General features: G+C 58.7%; 14 protein-coding genes. 4 read left to right on the top strand and 10 right to left on the bottom strand.

The annotated features are described in order from the left end of the window. The first annotated feature begins 5 nt into the window (after positions 1-5). From NKJ04_RS17620 to NKJ04_RS17605, 4 genes are all read left to right on the top strand, one after another. Complete coding sequence (locus NKJ04_RS17620; RefSeq protein WP_352676849.1) at positions 6-554, top strand: hypothetical protein; 549 nt, start codon at positions 6-8, stop codon at positions 552-554. Between the two features lie 536 nt (positions 555-1,090). Further along, positions 1,091-1,375, top strand: a complete 285-nt coding sequence (locus NKJ04_RS17615) for a hypothetical protein (protein WP_352676846.1) — start codon at positions 1,091-1,093, stop codon at positions 1,373-1,375. After that, a complete protein-coding gene (locus tag NKJ04_RS17610) occupies positions 1,372-1,623 on the top strand; it encodes a hypothetical protein (protein WP_352676843.1) in 252 nt (83 codons plus the stop codon). The genes NKJ04_RS17615 and NKJ04_RS17610 overlap by 4 nt, the downstream gene beginning before the upstream one ends. Positions 1,624-1,725: 102 nt before the next feature. Further along, on the top strand, positions 1,726-1,887 hold the full coding sequence (locus NKJ04_RS17605) for a hypothetical protein (RefSeq protein WP_352676840.1): 162 nt from the start codon (positions 1,726-1,728) through the stop codon (positions 1,885-1,887). A gap of 866 nt (positions 1,888-2,753) precedes the next feature. On the opposite strand, the gene NKJ04_RS17600 is transcribed toward NKJ04_RS17605, so the two are convergent. From NKJ04_RS17600 to NKJ04_RS17555, 10 genes are all read right to left on the bottom strand, one after another. After that, positions 2,754-13,346 (bottom strand): hypothetical protein, encoded by a 10,593-nt coding sequence (locus tag NKJ04_RS17600; protein WP_352676837.1) that lies wholly within the window; start codon positions 13,344-13,346, stop codon positions 2,754-2,756. Between the two features lie 172 nt (positions 13,347-13,518). After that, complete coding sequence (locus tag NKJ04_RS17595; protein ID WP_352676834.1) at positions 13,519-15,582, bottom strand: hypothetical protein; 2,064 nt, start codon at positions 15,580-15,582, stop codon at positions 13,519-13,521. 11 nt (positions 15,583-15,593) lie between these two features. Further along, positions 15,594-16,106: a hypothetical protein gene (locus NKJ04_RS17590; RefSeq protein ID WP_352676831.1), complete on the bottom strand. Its 513-nt coding sequence runs from the start codon at positions 16,104-16,106 to the stop codon at positions 15,594-15,596. A gap of 14 nt (positions 16,107-16,120) precedes the next feature. Further along, positions 16,121-18,325 (bottom strand): hypothetical protein, encoded by a 2,205-nt coding sequence (locus NKJ04_RS17585; RefSeq protein ID WP_352676828.1) that lies wholly within the window; start codon positions 18,323-18,325, stop codon positions 16,121-16,123. Continuing rightward, positions 18,325-19,407 carry a hypothetical protein gene (locus tag NKJ04_RS17580; protein WP_352676825.1) on the bottom strand — a complete coding sequence of 361 codons (1,083 nt, stop codon included), beginning with the start codon at positions 19,405-19,407 and terminating at the stop codon, positions 18,325-18,327. Before NKJ04_RS17580 ends, NKJ04_RS17585 begins: the two co-directional genes overlap by 1 nt. A gap of 47 nt (positions 19,408-19,454) precedes the next feature. Continuing rightward, entirely contained in the window at positions 19,455-20,159 is a 705-nt protein-coding gene (locus NKJ04_RS17575) for a hypothetical protein (protein WP_352676822.1), read from the bottom strand. A gap of 144 nt (positions 20,160-20,303) precedes the next feature. Next, positions 20,304-21,503: a N4-gp56 family major capsid protein gene (locus NKJ04_RS17570; RefSeq protein WP_352676819.1), complete on the bottom strand. Its 1,200-nt coding sequence runs from the start codon at positions 21,501-21,503 to the stop codon at positions 20,304-20,306. A 48-nt stretch (positions 21,504-21,551) separates the two neighbouring features. Beyond that, a complete protein-coding gene (locus NKJ04_RS17565; RefSeq protein WP_352676816.1) occupies positions 21,552-22,796 on the bottom strand; it encodes a hypothetical protein in 1,245 nt (414 codons plus the stop codon). A gap of 4 nt (positions 22,797-22,800) precedes the next feature. Then, on the bottom strand, positions 22,801-23,136 hold the full coding sequence (locus tag NKJ04_RS17560) for a hypothetical protein (RefSeq protein WP_352676813.1): 336 nt from the start codon (positions 23,134-23,136) through the stop codon (positions 22,801-22,803). A 119-nt stretch (positions 23,137-23,255) separates the two neighbouring features. Continuing rightward, positions 23,256-25,523 (bottom strand): portal protein, encoded by a 2,268-nt coding sequence (locus NKJ04_RS17555; protein WP_352676810.1) that lies wholly within the window; start codon positions 25,521-25,523, stop codon positions 23,256-23,258. Between the last annotated feature and the right edge of the window lie 19 nt (positions 25,524-25,542).

The raw sequence follows: 25,542 nt of genomic DNA, 5'->3' as shown, positions 1-25,542 counted from the left end.
CAGACATGCAGATCATCCTGACCAATTCCGAGATCGAGAGCGCTTTGCGCGAAACGATTCTCAGCCAGATCACCATCCGTGAAGACCAGAAGATCCATATCCGGATCGAAGAGACCGACGACAATGGCCACATTGCCGTGATCGACGTTCTCAAGGCTGGTGACGAACCCAGCAGCGGCACCGGTGGCGGAACCAAGGGCACCGACACGGCCAAGCCGAAGGGAACCCGGACCAAGAAGCCAGCAGTTGCTGCAGAGGCTCCTGCAGCCTCACAGGCGGCCGACAGCACCGAGGAGACCACGGAAGAGGTGGTCGAGACCGCTGAGTCCCTTGGGACTGTCAGCGAGCAGACGGCAGCTGTCGTCGACACCAAGCCTCCGTTCGACGTCGACGAACCCGAGACCACCCAGCCCAACGAAGTGCCGGCACCGGTGGCGATGAAGATCTTCCCGGATCTGACGTCATCCGCAGCACCGGCTACTCCTAAGCCGGCCGTTGATCCGGCAGTGGCAGCCAAGTCGCTGTTCGCCAACCTGACGAAGCCGACCCAGTAAGCTCATGGCGCTCTTCAAAGCGCTTCTCCTGGCGGCGCTGGTCACTTTGGGGATTATCTTTATAATCTTTTGGATAATCCCCATAATGACTTTCGCGATTATCTTCGTCGTGGTAGCAGTCATCGCATACGCAATCTTCAAGGAAGACGCACGAGACAATAGGTCCCCCCGTCGGGGGCCTTAGAGAGAGCGACTCCAAGCCACCTGGGCAGGCGCTGAAAGCTGGTAAAGGTGGCGGGTGAAGAAAGCACCCGAGCGGGAGATGGTCTCACCATCGTTTACCGCCAAAACTTCCGCGTCATCTAGCGGCCCCCCTTCGGGCAAGTGCGACAGACCAATCGGCTGCACGTCTGTACAAAAACTCTGCCGCTGAATTCGCCCGTAAGGGCTCCGAGGTCCAACAGAACCCGGCACGAGACACAAGGGCGTTCTACACGTCGGCTATCTCAACCTGGGTATGAGGACGGCGCTAAAGGCAAGCATCTGGCCCAGCCTGGTTGAGAGACCAGGCACCCATCGAATTCAGAGGAACCAGGATGAACCTGTATCACTGGGCGGCCGCCGGCTGCCTGAAGGAATATTCGTGCGGCGACATCATTGTCATGGCCGAGTCGGTCGACGAAGCGCGGCAAAAGGCTTTCGTCCATGTCGGTGTCTGGCTCAAGGATCATCGCTCCTGGTGGTTCGCCGCGGACGGCACGCTCGATGCTGAGATGTGGCAGGACAGCTACGACGATTTCCATCTCCTCCTCCGTGTGGATCTGGTCGCAAAACCAGATCTAATCGAGTCGGCCGTCATCTTCATCAGGGGATCCGAGTGAGCGCCAACAGTTGCCGAATCGGCGCCATGAAGGATATCAGAATCGGAGTGGCCAGCATCTGTGTGCCAAAGAGCTATGTCGTGTTCGACAACGGTCTGCAACTGCCGATCCTCCGCTGGCTCGATGCCGACCGGAAGGAATGCCAACCTGATGAGGATGCCCACTACTACGAATTCGGGAACGATGAAAACGGCTATGGCGTTGGGAGCTACGACGCCTACGATATGCCATCCTGGAGTGATCACTGACGGCGCTTTAACCGTTTGAAAAAGGCCCAAACCGCACCGGTTGTCGATAGACTAAAACGAACGATAAGGTTCCATTATCGTTCATTGTTGGAGAGGGCGCTGATGCCTGAACAACGTATCGAGATGGTGGACGGCCGTGTGTTCGTCTCATTCGATAATTGGCAGAAAATCTACCTTGTCCTGCCGAATGGCAAACGTCGCCCGGTGACCGGGAAAGCAGCGGATATCGTCCGGCTGCTAGTCGCCCATGGCGCTGCTGACTAGTAAGTCCGGCAGTTGGCGTAGATCCCTACCCCGATGCATCTCGTCTGGCTCCCGCCAGGACGGCCAAGAGGCGTCACCTGGGGCGTCTGCATTGTTGGATATTGCGCGGGTTGCATTGGTGGGGGTGTATAGTCCCCCGCGACAGCCCGGTTCTGAGCTTGGATCTGGTTCCAGGCCACCAACTCTTGGGGGGACATAGCACGCCGCAAGCCGGTAGATTGCTTATCTTTATTGAAGCATTCAGCTTGGCCTGGGGCGACAGTGCGCATGTAGGCGCAGTTCAAATCACCCGCCATGTAATAGTAGCCGTCTCTAAAATTCGGCATTGGGTCACTTTGGCATCCCGCCAGAAATACAATCCCCACAACGATAAATTTTTTCAAAGAACGCCCCTCCTGCGGAGAATGATCATGAATCAGGAACTATGTCTATTCAAGTATGACCTCCTTATGAAGGTGAAACTCAACCTTCAATCCGAAATCGCATTCGACATATACCAAAGCGTCGACGGGCCGCAAGTCGTGAAGGAGGCTCCTAGAGATAGAGCACTCCCCCACAAACCAGCATACCGTATTAAAGTGCGTAGGAAGGCTTTGAGCCGTCCTGCATAATCAGCGCTCTCTGATTTCGCGTATAATCCAGCCGATTATGTATAAAATTAGCAGCAGGATTAATAAGTAAATAAGCGAGATTATGCGATCAAAATGTTGGGGATCCGGAAGCTGTCCCTTGGATCCCTCAATGAAAGCGAATGTGACCTGCAGCACAATGATCGCGACACATCCCGCGATCAGCCGCGTTATCCACTTCATTACGGCCATCCCCTGGTTCGTTGTTCGTTTTTCGAACCAGTAAAGTAGATGCCATTACCTTGCAAGATTGATCCAGGGGTTAAGCCCGAAGCTGTGCAGGCCCATGTTTGGCCCGATCGACCAGCCGAGTTTGCCGTCACTGGCAATCGCCAGCACGTTGTCCGAGACCGGCGAACCGATGTCCCCGATCAGGGGCAGTGCCGGCGCCACGGTCATCAGCAGCGAGCGCAGCGGGTTGTGGCGAAGCAGGTAGGCCGCTTCCTTCATGATGCGGATCTTGTACTTGTAGAACCACATCAACCCGATGCTATCCAGATACTGCATGGTGCGGCCCGAGAGACGATCGTAGTTGACGAACGGCTCACCCACCCGGACCAGGGCATCCTTCTTCGAAAGCTTCTGGCGGCCGATCATGTCGTCATAGAGGATCGCCTTGGCTACGAAGTCACCATACTGGACTGATCGAGCCAGGCCCTGGAACAGTGCCGTGTCTTTGGTCACCAGCGCATATCGTGCCACGGTGTTGAAGCCGGCCGGCAGTTCCCGAGCCTTCTGCTCGATCCAGTCCGACCACCTGCCATCGGCAAGCGCCAGGTCTTCGGCCGTGACATTGCCATTCGAGATCGCCGAGAACTCGCCGGCTTCGATCAGAGGCCAGATCGACATGCGCTTGTAGCCGTCTTTCAGCGACTGGATCTTGTTCGAGATCTTGCGGATCTCGACCAGGTTGTTCTTGCCCTCGGCTGCTCGCAGATCCGCCTCCAGGTCGACCTCACGAGCCCGGCTCTTGATGTAAGCGTTGATCTCTGTCGTCTTGGCTCCGAAGCCATGGATGACATGACGGATCGGAACGCCGCGGCCGATCAGCTGGAACATATTCGAGACGGCGTTTGCCGCCGGCACGATCACCGACTTCACCACGATCCGGGTCTTGGCCGTCGAGACGAATTCCTGGATGTTCTTCTCGATCGAGACGAACGTCGGATACGCCTTGTTGCCAAATGCCCCCATGGCGAGCTTCTCGAAGCGACCAGAGACCGACGGGTTCCACCGCGTCTTGCCACCAAAGAGATCTCCGATCGAAGCCTGGCGGGCGCCGAATGTGTCGAGCAGCATGTCACGACGGACCCAGAACTCGTCACGACCAAACACCTGCTTGATGTAATCCCTGGTTCCGTCCGGAATGAGCCGAGCTGCCTCGGCCAGGATGGGATCGTCCTTCTGGCTCGAGCCCAGCTTGGCGATGTTGACGTATTCGTTCGCCCTGCCAGCCTTGCTGTCGGACTCCCAGATGGCATGCAGATTGTCGACCAGCTGCTTGTTGCTCTCCTGAGCCAGCAGCTCTTCGACCTGGCGGCCCCGCCAGACGCCGATCATCTTGGCCAGGTCCGTTGAGCGGTTCAGCTTCTGAAGCATTGCAGGATTGGCTGCACGCTCGAATGCGATCACCTTTCCGGTGCCATCGTAGACCGGCAGCAGGTTCTCAGCTGTTTCGACCTGGTTGGAGAGCTGGCGATTGATCAGCTGCACGGTCTGGGCATCGTCGATGCGTCCGGCCATGAGCTCGCCAGTCGTGTAGCCCGTCTCCGGATCCACACCCGAAACTGTCTGGTGGACAGTCTGCAGGACACCCTGGTTGAAGATCGCCGTTCCCGACACCGGTGCGAAATAATAGGACCGCCTTCCCAGCGACCTGTCGGCCGAGGAACCAGTGTAGGCGGCGATCTGCTTGTAGCCCCGGCTGACCAGGCGCCCATGTTCGCTGTCGGAAGCGATGATCAGGGAACCGCCCTGCTGAGCTTCGGACGGGATGTGGCCCTTGTAGTGGTTGAGCAAACCCTCACTCGTGTTCCCGGCCTTGAGCATCTCCTCCTTACGCTGACCAACCAGGTAGTTGGTCACGAAGTCGAGGCCGTTCATCTCGCCGTCGACCAGGTTCGTCATTGCGTCGATGGTCTTCTCGTCCAGCTCCTGGAGCGCGTAGAGGCTGACCAGGCGATCGATGCTGTCAACCAGTTGAGCCGACGGCGCCATGATCTGTTGGCCCCGCTCACAGAGCAGACGGGCAATCGCTTCTGCATTGCGCAGAAGTTTCGGACCATGCTCGCCAGTCATCAGGAAATGACCGAGCTGCTGGGACTTTGCCTTGAGCTTGTCGAAGCGGTTGGCATCGAGAGCCTTGATCGAGCGCTCCAGCTGCTGGATCTCATAGGCCAGACGCTGCGGCTTGGTCGCCAGTTCGAGGGCAGTCGGAATGCCGTGATACTGAACCAGGGAAGCGATATCCGTCTTGCCCAGGGCCTTGAACATCGCCGTCCATTGATCCTGGCTCACCGGCCGGGTGAAAGCCTTGGCCAGCTTGATCGGCAGCTCGTCACGATACTGCTGACGGGTCTGCTGCACCCAGGCACGGACCTTGGCGATCATGTCGTAGATCGGACCGTTCTCACGGGTCCGGCCGTTCACCTCGTTGAGCAGAGCCCGGATCTCACGGAAGCCGCCATGCTTGTTGAGGGCGGCGGTTGCACCCAGGGCAGCTTCGGTTGCGCTCGACTCGTTGACGATCGTCGCCGCGACGATAGCGACATTGGCTGCAGCCCGAACAGCTTTGCTCTTGCTGGCCGCCTTCAGGTCAGTTGCTTTCTTCACGACCTTGTCGCTGACATCCTGGATCTTGTCAGCAACGGCCCGCTCGATCTTGTCGAAGCGACCCTCCGACTGCTGCTCGATGTAGCTGCGCTGGTCGCCGACATTCTCGATCATCGCGGCCGTCAGGCTGTCGAGAGCATCACGAACGTTGGTGCCCTTCTCGCCGGCGAGATACAGCGACATGCGGTCGATGCCGGCATTGGCCCAGTTCTCCAGGCGAGCATCCATCGTGCCGTCCGCGTTCTTGTCCGAGGCGGGGACATCCATCTCAGAGAGGATCTTGCGGAACTCGTCGCTGGTGAGAGCCAGGGACAGGAACGAAGACATCAGCGAGGAGCGGCCGAACTTGTCGGTTCGCTTGATGAACGTGCCGTTCAGCGAATTGAGCTTGTCCTGGGCCTGGAGACGATCGTTCGGATCGTTCAGGTCTGGATCGGCCATGAAGTCTTCCACAACCAGCTTGTCGATGACGTGCCGGTAGAGCTCTTCCGTGCGAGCCAGAGAGTTGGTGTTGAGACGGGCTTCCGTCATCAGCGCCTGCTGGATCATCTGGAAGGTCGAGAACGCCTGCATGTTTCCCAGGTCTGGGAAGTGCAGAGCGAACTCGGATGCAACGTCATGCGCCGACTGCTTGGCGTCATCGGCATCATCCTGGCGCAGATCACGAGCAGCCTTACGGGTTGCCGCATTGCGCTGACCAATCTCGGCGTCATTGATCCAGGAGACGATCTTCTGGTTGAACGCCTCACGGAGCCCGCTCAGGCGATCGTCCGAACCAAAGGTAGCCGACTGGTGCAGCACCGTGTCGGCGAAATCCTGCTTCAATCCCTCCACCTGGGTCTGTGGACCCATGAGGATGCGGGCGTTGAAGCGCAGGTTCGACAGGAGATCTTCCGCCGGCGTGGTCACCTTGGTCTTGCCGAAGATCAGCGCCTTGAGCGCATTCAGAGCATCGCCGATAATCCGGAGAACCGGGTTGGTGATTTTGACATTGGCAGCCTGCTTCGTCAGCTCCTGGTTCGCCAGGACATAGGCCAAGAACTCATTCATGGCCGGAACCGTCCGGTTCCTGTCGATGAGGCCGGTGACCACGTCATAAGCCATGGCGGCAGTCGGATCGAGATCGATATCCGTGTCGACAGTGTCGACCCACTCACCCATCAGCCCCATGATCCTGGTGACGGCCTCACGCTCTTCCCTCGACGAGGGATTGGTCATCTTCTCGATGGTCGAGGCGTGGATCAGCTCATGCACCACTGTTTCAGCGGTCATGTTGCGGATCACGATCAGCTTCTTGGCGACATAGGTGCGGCCGAAGTCCTGGTTGTTCGAACCAGGAACAAAGAGATCGGCGTTGTACTCCCGTTCCCAGGCATCGAGCTGGTCGGCATTGCCGTAGACGATCTTGTAGCCGCTGTCCTTGAGGCTCTCGATCGACGCATCCAGCATCTCTTTCTGGACGTCGGAGATCCCCTTGACCGCCGGCAGACCAGCAATGTCCGAGATCCGAAGCTCAGTGGCGCCGGAGTTGTTGGCGGCCTGGCTCTCGATGACAGGCTGACGCTTTGCCCTGGCAGTCTTCTCTGCCTGGATTTCCCGGTAGCGCTTGTTCATGACGTCGAGGATCTGCTCGTCGCTGGCGTTCGCCGGGACCTGGATCTTGCCCTGGTTCTGATAAGGCGTTTCGCCGCCGGCCATCTGGTCGATGGAGAACGGCATCTCGGAAAGCACCTGGCGGCGGATGTCCGTATCGTCGGCCAGGTTGCTCAGCTTGTTGAGCACCCGGTTCATGAGCTCCTGGGCGCCTGCCACATCGATGCGCTCTTCGTCCTTGAACTTCGAGCGGACCAGATCCACCGCGGTCATCTCGTTCAGGGCAGCGAGCTGCTGCTGGTTGTCCGAACCAGTGAACAGGGACTCGATCGGCTTGGCATCCATGAAAGCCTTGAAGCTGTCATAGACCGCACGCACCGGGTTGGTGTTGCCGGTCCAGGTCTGGAAGACCGCCTGGTTGATCAGGTTCGAGTAATTCTCGATCTGGTCGGCCGGAACGTTCAGACCGTCGAAGACATGCAGAACCCGCTTGGCCGCATCCTGGTTCTCCGACAGGAAGTTCATCATCATCTGGGCATCGCCCGAGCCAATGGTGAGGGTGGGAACGCCGCCGACACCAACAGTCGTGGGACCGGTGACGAAGGCCGGCGTCGAGAGCCTGCTCTTGAGCGTGCGGGCGTAGTCTTCCGGAGCCGAGACCTTGATCGCCTTGCCGTCGACATCGACCGTGGTCGTGTCGAACAGATCCCCGGTCTCTCCACCGGAGAGCATGTAGGACTGGGTGCCCGTGTCGATTATCGGAGAAAATCGCTTGAGATTATCCGTGATATTATCGAGCTCTCCCTGGGAGAGAAACTCGCCGTCACGGTAGTCATACTTGTCCGGATCAGCCTTCATCTGGGCGATCCGCTTGGCCACTTCCGTGACGAACAGGTTCTTCAGGATGATCGACTGCAGCTGCGTTGCCTGGAGGAGGGCCTCCTTCACCGGAGCGACATGCTGGGTCACCTGCTCATTGATCGCCGAGACCATCGGCGTGACCAGCATGGCGTGGACATTGTCCCGCAGCGTGTTGAACTGCTCCGGGCTGAACTCGAACGTGCCGGCGTCACCGCCAACCTGCTCGACATTGCCTGCGATGAAGAACTTCTGGGTCTTCCTGCTCTTGCGGATCGACTGCGAGGTGAGTGTGCTGAGATCCTGAAGGAGCTCGGCCGCCGGCTGTTCGCCCCCGTCCATCGCATCCGACAGTTTCTTGTAGAACTCGGTCACCAGCTCACCGGCGATATTGCCGGCAATGCCACGGGGACCCGAACCATAGATGGTGATGGTTAGCGGGTTCTTGGTGAGGTTGCGCTCGATGGTGACTTCGCCGCTGGCGTTGACCTTCACATTGGCGTTCAAGCCTTTGAAGAGCCGGAGGAACGTCCGGAAATGCTCAACTGCTTCCGGCGAACCATTGGATCGGATATCCTGGCCGAGCTCTTCGAGCTTGACCTGGGTGACGTTGGCGCCATCCTTGTAGAGGTCGACCCTGTCGCCCCAGCTGTTTAACGTCTGACCGAGCCGACCAACGAAAGCGCCGCCCTTGCCGACTGCCTTGAGCCAGCCAGAGGTGAACAACCCGCTGGTGAAGAGCATCAGCGCATTGATCGGGCCGTTGGTCTTGCCGTCGGCTTCCAGGTAGTTGGACGTCTGGAACTTGCTCAGATCCTGGTTCGTTTCCTCGGCGTGCAGATACCGGGCAACCGAGATCAGCGAATGGATGCCGTGCTGGGAGAGCCCCAGCTTTTGCATCTGTGCGTCGACCGAAGCGGGGATCGAGGTATCCTCACCGGCTTCCCGAGCAACGACCCAGGCTTTCAGTTCCTGAACCAGGGGATAGAACGAACCGCCCTCGGTGAAGACCTTCTCCAGAACCTTGGCGACGATCGTCGAACGGGTGTCCTGTTCGGTCTTCAGGCCGATGCCCTGGCCAACCGTCTGCAGGAAGAAGTCCATGTCATCGGTGTTGCCAGCCAGATCCAAGGTCGATCCAGTGGACATGAACACTTCACGAGCGCCCTTGTCGGTCTGGGGATTGCTCAGGCCACGCATCTGCGGGCGGCCGAGCTTGTTGATGTCATGGCCGTAGTAGATCGCCGCTTCCTCGAGAGGGATGCCCTGCTTGTCGGCATATGCCTTGACCTTGGCCATCTGCCTGGTGACGTTCCTGTAGGAGGAAACGTAGCTGCGCATCTGGCCCTGGAGCGATTTCCAGTGACCCTTGTTCAGGCCCATCTGCTTGTGGGTCTTGTCGAGATCGCCCGACTTGTAGGGATGACCGACCAGCATCGAGACGTAACGATCCTCGCCCAGAGCCTGGAAGAAGTCGTGGACGATCGTGTTCGGCCGATACGGCGCCTGCTGTGCATTGGCCAGCGCCCTCTTGTTCTGCTTCGTCAGCCGCACCATCGGATTGCGATGCTGGGTCTGGGCAACGTCCGTAATCGGTGAACCGATCGAAGCGCCCTCACCTTCACGATCGGTCAGAGCCAGGTCCGTGAAGAACGTCGACGTCTTGTCGAAATTGTTGATGAACTCCTGGAGCTTCGGATTGCGGGTGTCGAGCCAGACCCGGTTGAAGTTCTTGTCGGGACCGATCTCCGGGAACTTGGCAACGCCGAGCTCGATGAGGCCGATCTCATGGAAGGCTTCGAGCATCTCGGCCGCGACTGCTTCCGGGATACCGACGGTGAACGCCTTGCGGGCATCACGGTTGGCCTGTACGCCCCAGAACTTCTCGATCCGCTCAGCCAGCGAACGCTTGGCCGTGGTCAGCGACAAACCACGGTTGAACTCGTCGAGGTAGCGAGCTGCCTCACCCACGTCGATACCCAGGATGGAAGCGACTTCATCAGCCTTGAGAGGAGCGGAACGCTCTGCGATGTTGAGAGCCCAATCCAGGCCGGCAATCATGGCCGACTGGATAAGCTCCTGATTGTACTGGAAATTGTCGTTCCCATCGAGCTCCAGGAGATTGAGGATACGCAGATCCCTGGATCGGATCGAGAGTGTGCCGTCCTTGATCTTGGCCAGCGTCTTTTTGTCGAGCTTGGACGCCAGCGAGTCCGTCATGATGTTGAGCGCAGCATTGCCCAGCTTCAGAAGCTTGCGGAAATTCTCCGCGTCACTCTCAACGAGATCATAGGCGTCGATGTCCTTGCCGATGAACGCCTTCAGCTCCTGCTCCGAGCCGAGCATCTTCCAGATTGCTCGCAGTGGATCCTGGAGACCGAGCAGACGGGACTTCACCGTCTTGGGAAGACGGAAAGCCTGGTGGAACATGTTCTTGCCGGCCGACTGAACCAGGTGCGGGAAACGATCAGCCAATGTCGGTTCGACCGACTTGGTCTCTTCCTGGTTCGGGGCCTTGGTCTCAAGGTCGATCTTGCCGTTGTCGACAATGGCCGGAGGAGCCTGCTCAGGAGTGCTGTCCTGAGTGGCAACGCTTTCTTCGGTTCTGGCAACCTGCTCAGTCTGGGCAGGAGCCGGCACATCATTCGAAATTTCAGCGACAGGAATATCGTCCTGTTCGCTTGACGGCTTCTCAGCCTTGCCGGTAGATTCCGGGACGTCAGCCTCGACCGCCGAGGTTTCGCCCCCGAAATCCCTGGCGGGCTGGGTTGGCGGAAGGGGAAGCTCCACCTGCTTCTTTTCAGATGTCTTGGTCGTGGTAGCCTGAGACGTTTGAGGAGCTGCGGTTGTCGAGCTTCCCCTATTCTTATCCACATCGGTATTGGCGACGGGAGCCAGGTCGGGAACCGACAGCTCTGCCAGACCGAATGCCGGGTAGATCCCGGCAATGTCATTGGACAGCTGGGCGACAGCACGGGCATCGGCATAGACCGAGCGAGCGAAGCTCTGGCCGCCGGAGGATCCAGCCTTGACGCCCACACCCTTCTTGTCGGTGTAGAATTCCGTTCCGGACCAGTTCTGGTAGGAGACATCCTTGCCGTCGCCATTGGCGATCGACTGGTTCACCGCACCCAACTTGTTGATGCGGGACTGGGCGAAACCATAGAGCCGCTGGGCCTTGGTCCGTGCCGTCTTCAGATCTCCCTGGGTCACCGCCTGAGAAATGCCGGCGATGTGCTGCGACAGCGACAGGTGATCAGCTTTGCGGCCACCGGTCTCCTTGATCTGCTGGGAGACGAACTTCAGCGCCTGATCAGGATCGGGAGTTGCTTCGATCTCCTGCTGAAGGGAGCCGGCTTCCTGCTCGATGAGACCAGCTTCCGGAACCCTGTTCAGGGCTGCACGGAGACGGCCGGCGTTCTGGAGAGCGGACGCACTGCGAAGAGCCCGCAACCTATCGCCCGACAGGCTGATCAGCCCGCTATCGGCCTGGCTCAGGATCGTGTTGACGGTATTGAAGTCGACAGCATGCGGCGCCACGGCAGCGACGTTGACCGCCTGTTCGACGATCTGCTGGCCCTTGGGCGTGTTGAAATCGACACCGGACATATCCTGTTCCGGCATACGCATCTTTTCCTGGACCCAGGAGAGAGCATTCTGGATCTCCGGGTTCTGCTGGATCGCATTGACGATCGAGGCATAGCCGTTGAGCTGCTGGTATTCCTCGCGATCGTGAGGCAGATCCTGGAGCAGCGTCGGCAGATCTTCCTGGAAGAGCTTCTTGTTGTCCTCGATGTTGCGAGCGACATACGTGCCGGCGGCAATCCGCTCCTCGTCCGTGTTCTCGTCGTTGGCGGCAACCTCGGCCATGAAGTGGAGAGCCGTGAACTTGTTCTCCGGCAGATTGTTCGCTTTGCCGAAGTCGACCAGGTCCTGGACCAGAGACAGGGGAACGCCCTGCATCTCCTCCTGGGTGAGCTGCGAAGCCTGAACAACCCGTTCAATCAGAGCGTCCGTGTCTTCCTGGTTGGCTCCAGTTTCCTGAGCCAGGGTCTGGAGACCTTCAGCGACCTGGGGAGCCTGTTCGGCTGCAGCCTGCATGGCAGGAGCCAGGTTCTCGGAAGAGACACTCGACTGGGCTTCATTGGCAGCGATCCGCTGATCGCCGGCATCGAGCACCTTGTTGATCGGGTACATCAGCGCAGCGCCGGCAGCCTGGGCCGTCTTGCTCAGGACGAGGCCCGGACCTTTGGTGGCCACAGGCGTACCAGCACCAGCGATACCACCTTCGAAGGCAGCATCACCGACACCCTGCGACAGGACCTGGTTCGGGTTGGCGCCGGAGACCTTCTCTCCCAGATTGCTGGCGAACTGGCCAACACCCGACTGCACCGATTCCTCGACGAACTCCTTGCCGGCATCCGTAAGCAGGCCGCCAACGGAACCATGAGCAAAGGGAGCCCGCTCGATCGGCTCCACGAGCTTGCCGGTAACTGCTGCCAGAGGCGCAGAGACGGCGGCTGCAATCGAGCCCGCATTGGCCGCCAACTTCAAGCGAGCTGCATCCGGCGACATGCCGGAAGCGACCAGGCGCTGATATTCAGGCTGGGCTGCGAGATCGTCTTGACCCAGAACAGCCTCGATCGCCTGGTTCGCATTGGAACCGCCTTCCATGGCGCCGACTGCCAGAGGGAAGGAAACCTGTTCGACTGCTTCCTGTCCGGCCCTGGCAACGACACCGCCGACTGCCGCGACTTCAGGAGCAATCAGCCGGCCTGCTGCCGCGGAGGCCCGCTCGAGAACCTTGGCTGTCGGCCCACCGGTGATCAGCGAACCAACGCCCTGAGCGATACCCGACTCCAGAGCAAAGGGATCTTCCCAGGTTCGGTTGTTGGCCATGAACGCTTCACGGCCGATATCGCGCAGGGTCTTGACGAAGCCGGTGCTCGGATCACGATCTGAGGCGGCTTTCGCATCCTGAGCATCGAGCTCACGGCGCAGCGAATTGACGAACAGCCTCTGCTGGTATTCAGGCGTCTGGACTTCGTTCATGCTCTCCTGAGCCGACGAGGAGGCTTCGGCGATCTTGGCCGAAACATAGTCCCCCGCCTCACCGGGAATAGCCTGAGCACCCATCTGAGCAAGTCCCAAGCCAGTCTGGGCAACACCCGCAATGACATCCCGGCCGACATCGGCCAGGTGCTGGGGAGCAGTGCGCTTTGCATTGGCGAGACGACGAACCTCGTTGCCGCCGACACCCAGAGCGACCATGTCCTGGTATTGCTTGTCGCCATACTTGGCGATGAATTCGTTCGGTTGCAGCTTGTCGTAATCGTTGGCGATCTGGTTGCCTGCCGTCAGTCCGTTGCCCCGTTCACGGGACAGCGTGTAAAGTGCGGCCGCATCCGGATTGCTCAGGGCGCTCTTGATCTGGCGAGCGTCAAACATCAGCTTGTCAGCTTCGGTCGGCAGGCGATCGGTCTTGTCCGTGGTCTGAACCAGAGGATCCGCACCAGGGATCCGATCGGTCTTTGCAGTCGTGGCCACACCTGTATCGACCGGAGAGACCGCCGGCTCAGCTGCTGGATCCAGGTAGGAAGCAATGAGCGACGGGAGGTCGAGGATATTGGCCATAATCTCTCTCGGATTTTCTTAAAAAATATGGGGACCGAATTGGTCCCCATATTATTGAAAATCAGAATTAATGCCAGAGAAAATATTATCTCCCGGTCAACGCATTCGTGTTGGCCGTCAGGATCTTGCTGCCCTGGTAGTCCTTCACCGTCTTGTTCAGCTGACCGAGCAGAGCCTGGTAGCGCAGGAGGGCTGCTTCCGAGTTGGCACCCTTGCGGCTTTTGGCCTGGAAGTATTCCGTCTTGGCCGCCTCGACCTGGCCCGCCAGGTTCTGGAGCATGGCTTCGCTGCTGCGCTTTGCCCGCAGGACTTCCAGCTGCTGCTGGGTTCCCTTGAGCGGCTTGCCGGTCTTCGGATCGAAGAACTTGCCGACGTTCTCCACGGCCTTGTTGACGTCGACAGCACGGGCATTGCCGCTGAAGTCCAGATCGGTGAAGTAGTTGTTCTCGTAGATACCACCCTGTTTGATTGCAGCTGCAGCCACATCCGCCGAAACACCCGTGCGCTTCATGACGTCATTGACGGCAGTGGTCAGCGTATCGAGTGGGATATCGGGGCTGTCCTTGTTGAGCTGAGCAGCGACTTCCTCGATCGTCGAGGTCTTCTTGGATCCATCCATGAGATCCGTCAGCACCGGCAGCATCTGGTCGAAGCCGGCGTCTGCTTTCGAGTCCTCGGCGATCCGCTGGGCGTCGTTCTGCAACATCGTGCCCGCATCGATCAGCGACTGGTTGTCGGCCGCCGATGCATTCTGGGCAGTGACACTGAGAGCCTTGGAGATCGCATCCGTGGCCTGCTGACCGGCCGAAGCCGGAGCATCGGAAGATGCAGCGACTCGATCACCCTTGCCACCCATCTTGCCGGCAGCCCAGTTCTGAACATCAGCGGCCGTCATTCCCTTGAGGAACGGGTTCGCTTCGATGGCTTTTGCATCGAGGATCGACTCTACCGAAGCATTCGGATCTGCCTTCAGGAGCTTCTCAGCACCACCCTGCCCGGCGAAGTGGGCCAGGTAGATGTTGCCTTCCGTCACCGGGAGTCCACGAGACTGCAGGAAACCTGCATTCTCCGTGGTCAGGGCCGACGTCATATCCTTCTGGAAAGCTTTGCCTTCCGGAGTCGTGTTCTTCTTCATGGCCAGGATCTGGTCATCGGTCATGGTGCCGGCAACGTCCGGACGATACCGCTTGACCGTGTTAAGCCAGGTCCGATCGGTAAACTGGCCGAGACCGCCGGCCGACGAGTTCGGGTTCTGAGCATCGGCTCGACCGCTGCTTTCGACGCCGATGATCTTGTTGGTCACGCTCTCGATCGGATTACCGGACGCCTGAGCTTCCCGAACCGTCTGATCCAGGATTGCCCGCTGCGGATCGACTGTCTGGAAGAGAGCTTCGCCCTGGTCCTTCAGGAGACCCAGCGTTCTCGACATCACTTCCGGGCGGATATCCATCGACTGGATCCTCTGCTGCGCATCGGCCGCATTCGTCGACTGTGGCAACACGGCAGCCAAAAGATCCTTGGCCGCCAGGGTTTGATCCCGCTCCGTGGCGGCATCCTTGGACTTGGTCATGGCGTCGTTGAGAGCCAGGCCCGAAGCAGCTGTGGCCGCATTGGTGTCAACCAGTCCGGAGATCTGCTCGGGACGATATCCCGCCGCGGCAAGAGACGAGGTGTGCTGCTTCATCAGCGCATCGCCCTGTGCCCTGCCTTCCGGAGTACCCAGAGCGTAGGCTGCACGGATGTCGTTGATAGCCGCATCAGCTGCCGGACGGGCAGCTTCAAACGCACGGGTCCGATCGTTGACGAACTGCGTCTGCTGATTTGCCATCTGCTGGTTCTGGTTGTTCAGAAGCGTGCCCTGCTGTTGGGTAGCAAATCGAATCGCATCCGGAGTGATCCTCGACGGATCGACGCCGGCGAATGCGGTGCCCGACTTGAGAGCAGCATCGAGCTGATCCGGGGTCGTATACTGCGCAATGCCAGCAAGGAACTTGCCGGTGTCAGCGTCCTTCTGGGACTGCTTATAGCCGGAGATTGCACCGGTAAGGCTGTCGAAACCGTTGTTCAAAAGCGTGGCGGCCAGGCGCTGGGATTCCGAGACGCCGGAGAAATTCGGCGCCGATACTTCTCGCCAAGTCAGAGGTGCCATGTTCGTATCCCTTAGATCCTGGCGTCAGCCAGCTTGTGCGAAGCGATGTAGGCTGCTGCCTGATCGCCGGACTTGCCTTCGGTGACGTAGCGAGAATTGATCTTGTCTTCGAGCGCGGTGTTGTAGCTCGAGATCTGGTTCGTCAGGTTGGTCTGGGCAACGTTCTTCTGCATGCTGAACTGCTGCTTGGCCAGCTTGTTGGCTTCCCAGGCTTGCCACAGGGACCCAATGGTCTTCAGACCACCGAGCGCCATATTGAGGCCGTCCAGCCCACCCATGCCGCCGAGGAAACCTTTCGACTGGGTTGCCGTTGGTGCATTCGGGTAAATACTATTCGGATTAGCACCAAGTCCGAGGATGCTCGAAAGATCCGTGGTCGAACCAGTGCCTGAGATCCCACTCGTCGGCTGGGCCTGCAAATAGGAACCCACAGCGTCGGATGCGCCAACACCGCCATTGCTTCCACCGGTCAGGTAGGGAGTCTGGGTCCCGTACCCAAAGATGCTGTCTGAATAACTTGCCATTTTCAAACCTATTATTAAGTAAATGCGTCGGGCAATTTTAAGGAATAATCGGAGAAGCCGTAAAGGAGTTCCCTGGACATTTCCGCAAGTTCACTTCCGGTCATCAGGGTCCGGGTGAGGAAGGTGTCGGAGCTCTCGGCGACCGGCTTGGGTCCATCCACGAACATGAATGGGTCGATCACCCCAGCACCATAACCGAATTCATCGAAAAATGCTTGCTGTATTTTCTTAGTTTCTTCAGCGGCTTTTTCTGCAAAATCGACCATCTCCTGACCGATCTCTGCCGTCTGGGCGTGCATCATGTTGGCGACACCGCCGCCGACTGAGTTGGTCAGGGCGATGAGGTTGTCGATCTTGAAGAACGAGGCGAAGTTGAACGACCCGCTCTGGAAGGCGCTGGCAATGTTGCCGACGAAGAACATGAAGATGGAACCGAGGAGCTGACCGATCGGGCCTATGCTGGTCGCTAACTTCTCGACGAGAGTCGACAGGATGATGGCCGCCAGCGCATTGACGATGGAGCCGACAATAGCGGCCGTCAGGCCGGAGAAGCCCAGCGCCATGCCAACACCAAGGTGAGTTCCCAAAAGACCTAGTCCCGCACCGCCGGTGAAAACCACGCTGACGATGGCAATGACGATCGCGAACAGGATCTTGAAGATCCCGGACTGATACCACTTCTGCTTTTTCACCACATAGCAGTTGAACACGATGTACATGCACGTCGTGGCCATCTGGGACGCATCGACGATCGATGTCTCTTTCCAGGTCTCGTCATGCAGGGGAATGATGAAGCCCGACTCGTCGTCGTCTTTCAGGGCGTCCTTGGCCTTGATGGTGACCGCCTTGCCCCCGTAGACGTAGTTCTTGTGAACGGCACCGTAGACGTCGAGATAGGTGTAGGTGCTCTCGGTCCTCTGCCAGTAGATCCGGAACTTCTCGATCGTGAATTTGTCACCGCTCAGCTTCACCTGGGCCGTGTTGAAGAAGGTCCGCTGAACGGATTCATCACCGATATACTGGATCCAGGTATCGCCAGGAGTTGCGCCTGGCTTGCCCCTGCCAGTGCCTGATCCTTCATTGACGAAGGTCCAGGAGAGACGCACATCGTATTTGACGTCGGTGGAGCCGGAACCAGTGATCCGGATCTGATTGGCCGGCAGGGCTCCAAAGCTCGGCCGAGTAGGTTCATTCACCTTGGCTCCGTCATTGGTGCGCCAGCGGTTCCACAAGTCGGCGATGGACCGCTCGACGTTCGTCCCGTTCTTCCAGTCGGCATAGGCCGTTGGGCCGCCGATCTGGGACGCCCGGAGCTTGTTGAAGAATCGGTAGATGTATCGAACGCACGCCTTGTCGCGCGTGTTGAGTGACGCGCCGAACACGATGTAGGCGTTGTCGATGTCGTCGAGACTTTCATTGTCCTCGAGCTGGGCGATGAGATCGGCGATCTTGGATCCGCCGGTGATCTTTGAATACGCCTTCTCGGTCTGCGCATAGGCAGCTGGCAGGTAGGTCGACGACAGGAACTTGTTGTTATAGCGGACCGGGATGAACGGGTAGAACTCGTTGTAATTCGCCCCATTGATCAACGCATCGAGTGCCGGATTCCCTGAACCAAGACGGTAGATGAACACCTTCATCGGGCCGTAATCGACCCCGGTTCCAGCGTCAGTCGTGACGTTGTAATAAGCAAAGATGTAGGTTGCCGTGGTGTCGAAGTTGGCCGGCACGAAGCTGACCGTCGAGGCATCCGGGAACTGGATGACGATCTCGAAAGTCGTTTCGTCATAGTCGGTCGTGTAGGCCGTATCGATGTCGGCCGGACGGTTCGCCAGGATCCACTGGTCTGCCCAGAAGGAAATGTCGGCAGAGTTGATCTCTGCTTTCTGGACCCAGATCTCCTCACCAGGATCCCGTGCAATGTGCGGCTCGACCTGGGAGCCGCTGAGCTCGGCGCCAGCGACGATCTCACCCGAGGGAGTTCCGATCTGATCGTAGTTGCCTGGCCTCTGGGTCCAGCTGAAGAAGCTCCGGTATTTGAGCGCAGGACCGTTGAGGTAGCCATTCGTGAGAGTCGTTCCCAACGACTCCTTGGTTCCCGACAGGACGTTTCGAACGACCAGGCTCTTCAGATAGTTGGGACGATTCTTCTCCTCCCCCGCCATGTTGTATACGACGGAGGTGACGCTGATGACTGTCTTGGAGCTGAAGAGCCCCATTACGAACCCATCATGAGGTTGGCTCGCAGAGCCAGGAGCATCTCGTTGATGTTCGTGTTGGTGAACTGATCCGGCGGCGTCAGGCCCTCGTCGATCGTCTTCTGGGTGATCCAGGAGTCGGTGAAGATCTTGACCGCCTTGGTTTCAGCATCACGCTGATAGGACGTGATCTGCTGCGAGTAGAGATCCTTCTGCTTGCCGATCAGGCCGGTGATCGTCGCCAGGTCAGTGCGCTCGTTGAGAGTTTGCGCACGCTGGACCTCGATCTGCTCACCCAGCAACGTAGCCTGCTTGGGCAGGATGTTGGCGTTGGTGAAGTCGAGGCCGACCTTCTGGCCGGTCAGGATGTTCGCATTGGTGTAGGTCACGCCGACCGTCTGAGCGATCGTCATCTCGGTCGAAGCTTCGGCCTGCGCCTTCTGGACCGGCAGGATGTCTGTGTTCGTGTAGGAGATACCGACGGTCTGGGCGACAGTTTGCGCCGTCTCGGCCACAGCGTGTTCGGTCTGCTGAGTGGTCAAGGCAGTCTGGGCCACCTGGCCGGCATACATCGCATCCTCGGTCGACAGCTTCAGCTTGGTAAGGGCGTAGTTGGCTTCGGCGATTGCCGCCTCGTATTGCGCCTGGCTCAGCTGGATCTTGGCCGTCTCGAGCAGCACACGGGCATTGGCGATCTGAACTTCCGCGGTGCGAGCCTGCTGTTGAACCAGGAGAGCAGACCAGAACGATTGGTCCTTGGACAGGAGGAACTGGGTTGCCGACGACAGAGCAGCACCGACGACGCCGATATAGGCTTTCGTGTACTCGGCGCCGGAGATGCGGTTGGCTTCGAATTCGACTTTCAGGTGATTGACCAAGCTCACCATCAGCTTGTCGAAAGAACCCGAGCCACCGACAGCGCCGGTGGTCAGGTCCTCGATGGAGATCTTCTCGACCTGTTCAGCGAGAGCACCGGCATTGCCCGGCTGGTTGAAGATGTCGCTGTTGATGTTGATGGTGGGAACGGAGAAATCCTTGCCGGCGGTCAGAGACGGCAGCAGGGTATTGGCTAGGTCACCAGCTCCTGAAGGAATGGCAGGCATAGAATCTCTCCGTTAATACCGTTGATTATCCAGATAATATTATCTGGTTAATCGATGTTGTTGCCGGCTGCCTGAGCCGCGGCGAGACGGGCCAGCTCGACCTGGGTCAGCGGCTCGAGGACCTCGAGAGCGAACTCACGAGCCCAGGTGGTCTCGATGATCTCCTGACCCTTGCTGCCCTTGCGGACGCGGATGTTCAGGAACTCGCGATCCTTGAGCATCTGGTAGATGCACTGAGGAACGTGCCAACCGTTCTCGGTCACCTCGCCGTAGGGGACGTACTTGCGCACCGTGCCGATGAAGCGGTTGGCGACGGTGAGGATCTCGCCAGGAAGATCCTTCTTCTTGGGATCCAGATTGGTGATGCGCAGACGGACGAGCTTCATCTGCTCTTCCAGCTGGATGGCCCGCAGCGACTTCACCGGTGCCGTGGTCGGCGCAGCCTTGGTTTCCACTGCCGGCTCTTCGTCCTTGGTCTCTTCCTGGCTCTCGGCTTCGCCGGCGAGCTTGGAATCGATCTTCTTCTTCAGCGCCTCGACGCTGATGTTGTTCGAGAAGGTGACGCCCATCAGGCGGGCACGGGACTTGAGCATGTCGAGCTGGGAGATCTGGGGAGCAGCAGGCTCCTCCACTTCAGCTTCGGGAGCCGGGGCCGGAGTTGCAGCAGGAGTTGCCGGAGCAGCGGCGGTTTCAGTGGTGGCTGTCTTCAGCACGCCGGCGAAGAGATTGTCGGAAGACTTGGGATCGGTCATTGGGATTTGCTTTCTTTCTGGTTCAGGCTTTGATTTCATTTACAAAAATGGGGGAGAGAAGCTAATCTCTCCCCCCTGGGTTGGCGGGTGCTTGAAAACAACTTCCACATCCCATGACGTGGGTTGGTTCAGAGGCTTTCCCGATTAGATCGGGGCAACCGTCTTGATGAGACCGATGCGCTCCGGACGCTTGACCAGGACACCGTAGTACCACTTGATCGAGCTGAAGCCGGTCTCACCATACGGGTCGTTCCGGTCGGCGGTTTCGGCGCCAGGCATCTTGGTCAGGACCGAGAACTTCACGGTCTTGCCATCGGTCTGGAAACCGATCGTGGTGAACGAGTCGTCGCCGACGCAGAGCATCGGGAAGACGTCGTAGTTACCGCCCGTGGCACGGTAGCCGGGGTTGGCAACTTCAGCCGCACCAGCATCCGCCCAGTGCAGCATTTCCGGAACCTGGACGATGCGGAATGCATCGATGGTGCCGATCTCGCCGTTCAGGATCGTGCCTGCATCGCCGTAGTGCTGGACCGCGATGAACGCCTTCTCGTTGAACTGGTCCTTCATGCCCTTGAGCAGGGGAACCAATTCCGAGCCAACGAACATGACGCGAGCCGACGGCAGGGTCTTGGTATCGACCAGGCGCGAGCCGGTGATGACCTTGGTCTGCTTCGGCGTGCGGTTGTCCGTCAGGATCTGGTCCAGACGCATCAGGTCCGCATACTCGACCACCGAAGGCGTGGCGCCTTCACCGGTGACAGTGGCGTTCGAGGTCGCAGCGCCGGCGTAGACGATGACACCAGCAGCAGCCAGAAGATCCTTCTGGAGCACGGCTTCGGTCAGCTGAACGGCACCGTTCATGAGCTCGCGGCTCAGGTGGTCCTTCAGGCCGTCATCCGAGTCGAAGTCCAGGGATTCCTGGGTGAACTCGGTGAAGAAGCCGAACTTGGCGATGGAGCCTTCACGCTGCAGACGGGTGAAGCCGACACGGTTCACACGGCCGCCGTTCTCGCCGAGCACAGGCAGCTTCGAAGAGATCGAGCCGATGTCCTTGGACGAACCGTAGAGGTTGCCGTTGGCGATGGTGACGCCGGCAGCGTTGATGCCCTGGTCGTTGACGTTGCGATCGTCGAGCAGCGGGACGTATTCGTAGACCTTGATGGTCTTGCCGTAGTTCTTCGGCATGTTGACCGTCGAAGCCAGCGGCATGAAATACTGCTCTTTGCGAGCCTCGATCAAAGCCTTCTTCAGCCAGAAGAAGGTATTCATCTGGCTGGAGCCGGCGCCTTCGATGCCGGACGCCGTACCCGACGCGGTCTGGGTGGGAGCGTTGTAATTCAACATTTCAAAAATCCATTTCGAAAAAACACGTCCGACCCAGAAAAGTCTTGCTTAGAGCCGGCCGTTGAACTGCTTTAGAAACTCGTCATCCGCCATTTCGAGCGGGTTGACGGCGGTGGCGGCTTTCCGCGGCGTCGTCTTGGTGATCGATGCTGCGGCTGCCTTGTCACCGTTCGCTACCTGAGCCTTGGGGGCTGCAGTCCGGGTCGCGATCACTTGTGGCTGCTGGGTCACCCCAGGCTGGGTCTGGATCTGCGGAGCCTTGAAGCCGTTGCTGGCTGTCAAGTGATCCCCGGCGAGCTTGTAGGCTTGGAGGAACGGCGTTGAATTCGGGATTTGGCCAAGGAGCTTCTGGCGGTCGATCTCGGCGGTGATCTGGTCGTAGACACCAGCATCGCGCTGAGATTGGATGACACTGAGCAGCTGCGGCTCTTTCCACAGGAGGGTCTTACTCTCCTGGTCCCACTTCTGGTTGATCTCGCGAAGGGTATCCTGGCCGGTGGGGTGAGACTGAATCTCCCCAAGCGCGTCCTGGAACCGCATCTCGTCATCACTGACAGAGTGATTTTGTGGAATATAAGATGCATTATCATTGATATTCAAGTCAAGGGGGTCAATGCCCGCTTCCTTGATTATCTTCTTAATCGCATCCGGATTTTTGGAGTTAATGTCAATCAGGAACGAAAGCTTGCCCTCGTCGAGCAGATCGTTCTTCTCCAGCATGCGCAGCACTTTGAGATGCGGCTGCATGTCCTGGATCTTGCGGCCGTAGCCGGCGCCCATCTGCATGAGGCGAATTGCCTCTTCGGGTGTCTTCAGTTCGATGGTCCGGCCGTTCGCTTTGAACGGCGTCAGGATCTGCTTGTAGAACGACTCATAGTCGACCGCCTTTTCTTCGGCTTTCGGCTCGGCCTTCTTGTCCTTGTCGTCGGCGGCAGCGGCCTTTGGCTTGCCGGCGTCGTCTACCTTGACCTTGGGATCCTGTGCGTCACCAGCAGCTGCAGCGGAACCAGGAACAGGAGCCTCGTCGCCGGATTTTGCAACTGGGTTGCCGTCGGCATCAACTTCAGGCGCATCGGTGGCTTCGTCCTTTTCCTTGTTTTCGTCGGTCTCCACAGTCTCCGCAGCCGCCTGAACGTCGGAACCAGGAGTCTCCTCCTGGTTCTCAACAGTCTCAGCAGCCGGGGTCTCAGTCCGTGCTTCGGCTGCCGGTTCGGCAGCAGCGACGGGCATTGGAGCTTTCAGGAAGTCCTCGTCGGACATCCCGAGATAATCCTTCTGAGCCTCGGCGGTCATCTACTTAGCCCTCCGACGCTTCGGCGCGCAGCTCAGCGAGCGCCTCATCCATTTGCGAGATGTCTTCGGCGGCACGGTTGCCCATCATGATGATGGCGTTGATCCAGCGCTTGAGGTGGCCGGCGGACTGTGCCGCGGCGAGAGCATCAGCCCGATCGTCCTTGCTGAGGCCGGGCTCGGTCGACACATGCGTATAGCGGGCGCATTCGTCCTTACAGAAACCCTCGATGATGAGAGCCCGGAAATCCGAGTTGTTGGCAAGACGGACCATACGGTCCCTTTGTTCCTGGACGGCCTTGGCGGCAACAATCTGCTGCTCGAGGGCTTTGATATCCGACATAATCGTTCCTTATTTTGTGTGGCTGGATTTTAACGATTATATGTTTATCGGAAAAAATAATGCGGGGTCAAGGCCCCGCATTTTAAAAGTAACCAAATTCTCTATTATCTTGTGATTATCTAGATAATCGGTGCCCCTGCCAGGTTCGAACCAGAACGAAGAGGATCGCTCTTGGTCTTGCTGATGGTGTTCCAGCCTACTGCCGCCTCGACGTCCGGATCCGACTCTTCCGGCTTCTTCGACTTCAGGAGCGCCTTGGTCACCTCCAGGTCCTGGTTGCCCTCGGCCTGTCCACGCTGCTTTTCCATCTCGCGAGCGTGCTTGGTTCCGGACTCCTGTTCGACGGTGTCGAGTGCGCCCTGCTCTGCTTTGATCGCTTCCGCCTGGGCCTTGGCCTGGTTGAGCTGGATCTCCGACTGGAGCTTCTGGATCTCCATCTGCTCTTTCTGGATCTGCAGATCGAGCAGCTGCTGCTGCTTGGGATCGGGCTTAGGCTCGAACCGCTCGATCTGTTTGGCCAGGTCGGGCATGCGCTTGAGCTTGGCGATCTTCACCAGGATCATCTTGGTGACGTTGAAATCCATGTTGTTGCCCATGGTCTGCAACATGAACGCCAGGTCCTGAGCCTGGTTGTTGTCGATCTCGGCCGTGGAGATATCGACCTTGAGGTCGAACTCCCCAGCTTGGCTGTGCAGCTCATCACGCTTGATCGAGACGAAGTCTTTCTTGTCATCGAGCGGAGGCCCGCCGTTGTAGCCGATACCCACGGGCTTCTCGTTGGTGACCCGGACAATCTCCTCGTCGGACAGGAACACCGCGTTCATGGCGATGACCTTCTTGCCGACCAGGACAAGGCCGGCAGCCAGGCGCCGGAGGATCGACATCTCACGCTTTGCCGCAGCATCGAGAATACCCCGGACACCGGCTGCGACGTCACCATAGGCGTTGCCGGAGAGGCCGCCCGAGAACGCCTTCACACCCGTGAGTGCTTCGGCTTCCTGGTTCTGCATCTGCAGCATGGCCAGAGCTGACTGAGGGATCTCCGGGTATTTGTGCTCGATATGGCCGCCGCCTGCCGGATTGACGCCAGGGTTGAACTCGTAATCCTGGCCGTTCTCGAAACGACGGCGATTGAGCACGTCGAGCATGCCCTTGGCGAAACCCTGCTGTCCGTTGGCCGATCGACCCAGGAGATCGATCATGCCACGAGAAACAGCGCCCAGGATCTTCTGGTTGTCTTCCAGCAGCTCGGCATCCGGCTCACCCATGAGCTGCCGCTTGATCGGCATATAGGGAGCCAGGACGAACGGAGGCTTGCCGTCCGGGAAGGGGTTCTCTTCCATCCGAACGCACACGTCACCGATCCAGGTGGCGACAATGGGCTTCAGCTCACCGGTGCCATCGATGTCGTAGAGGCCCCAATACTCGTAGGCCACGATGCGTTTGCGCAGCGTGTCCTTGAAATTGAAATTGGTGTCGATCGACTGATTGGCATGGTCGGAATCGACCAGGGGCGTAGCTGCCTCCCAGTTGACGAATTCCAGGTTCTTATAGCGCTTCGGCTCTTTCTTGAGCTCGGCCTGCGAGGTCTCGAATGAGAGAACGACGAAACCGGCCTTATCCAACTCGCCCCCACAGGAGGGATCCCAGTAGAAATTCTCCGGATTGATCATGCCCAAGGTGGGCCGGTTCTCTATGATCTTTTCGACCTTGACCTTCTCGGTGCCGGTCTTCTGAGCCATGGCCGGCTGACCCTGCTCCTCGTAGAACCGGACCGATTCCTTCATTTCTTCAGGCGCCTGCTCATCGAATGAGCGAGGATCATCCTGCTTGGCGGCAATCGCCTGCTGGAGCAGATCAGCTTCCTGCTGAGTGGTGATGGTCATGTAGGACCAGACCGGGACCTCTTCCTCAACCTCGACCGTGTTGCGGCACCAGCCGACACGGACAATCGCCGTGCCTTCGTCGACATTGGCCCGGACGTAGTCGTCTATGAAGTTGACCCGGTTGAGCTTGGTGCGGAACTGCCAGTTGAGCAGCAGCTCGTTCTGGTTGGCGGACGGACCATCCTCGAAGGTGACCGGCTTGACGTCGAACAGCTTGTCGGACGAGTTGAACGGCTCGGTCAGCGCCGAATAGCGCCACTCAGCTTGCCGGCGGATCAGCTTCGGCTGAACCTGGGAGCGGCCCTTGATCTTCGGGGGCTTGTCACCGCCATCGTTGAGACGGCGCCACTTCTGCACCTTCTGAACAAAGGTGTCGTGGGCCGGCTTGGCGGCTTCGAGATCCGATTGCAGAATCCGGATCGTTGGCTCGTTTGACCATTCGGTCAGCTTCGGAGCCATCTCCTGCATGCGTGGAACGAAGTCTTCGGGCTCGTCAGCCATATTTAATAATCCGTCTAAA

The sequence above is a fragment of the Mesorhizobium sp. M0618 genome, from assembly GCF_040320765.1.
Lineage (GTDB): Bacteria > Pseudomonadota > Alphaproteobacteria > Rhizobiales > Rhizobiaceae > Mesorhizobium.
Note: the sequence above shows the minus strand (reverse complement) of the source record. Positions and strands in the feature narration are given on the sequence as shown.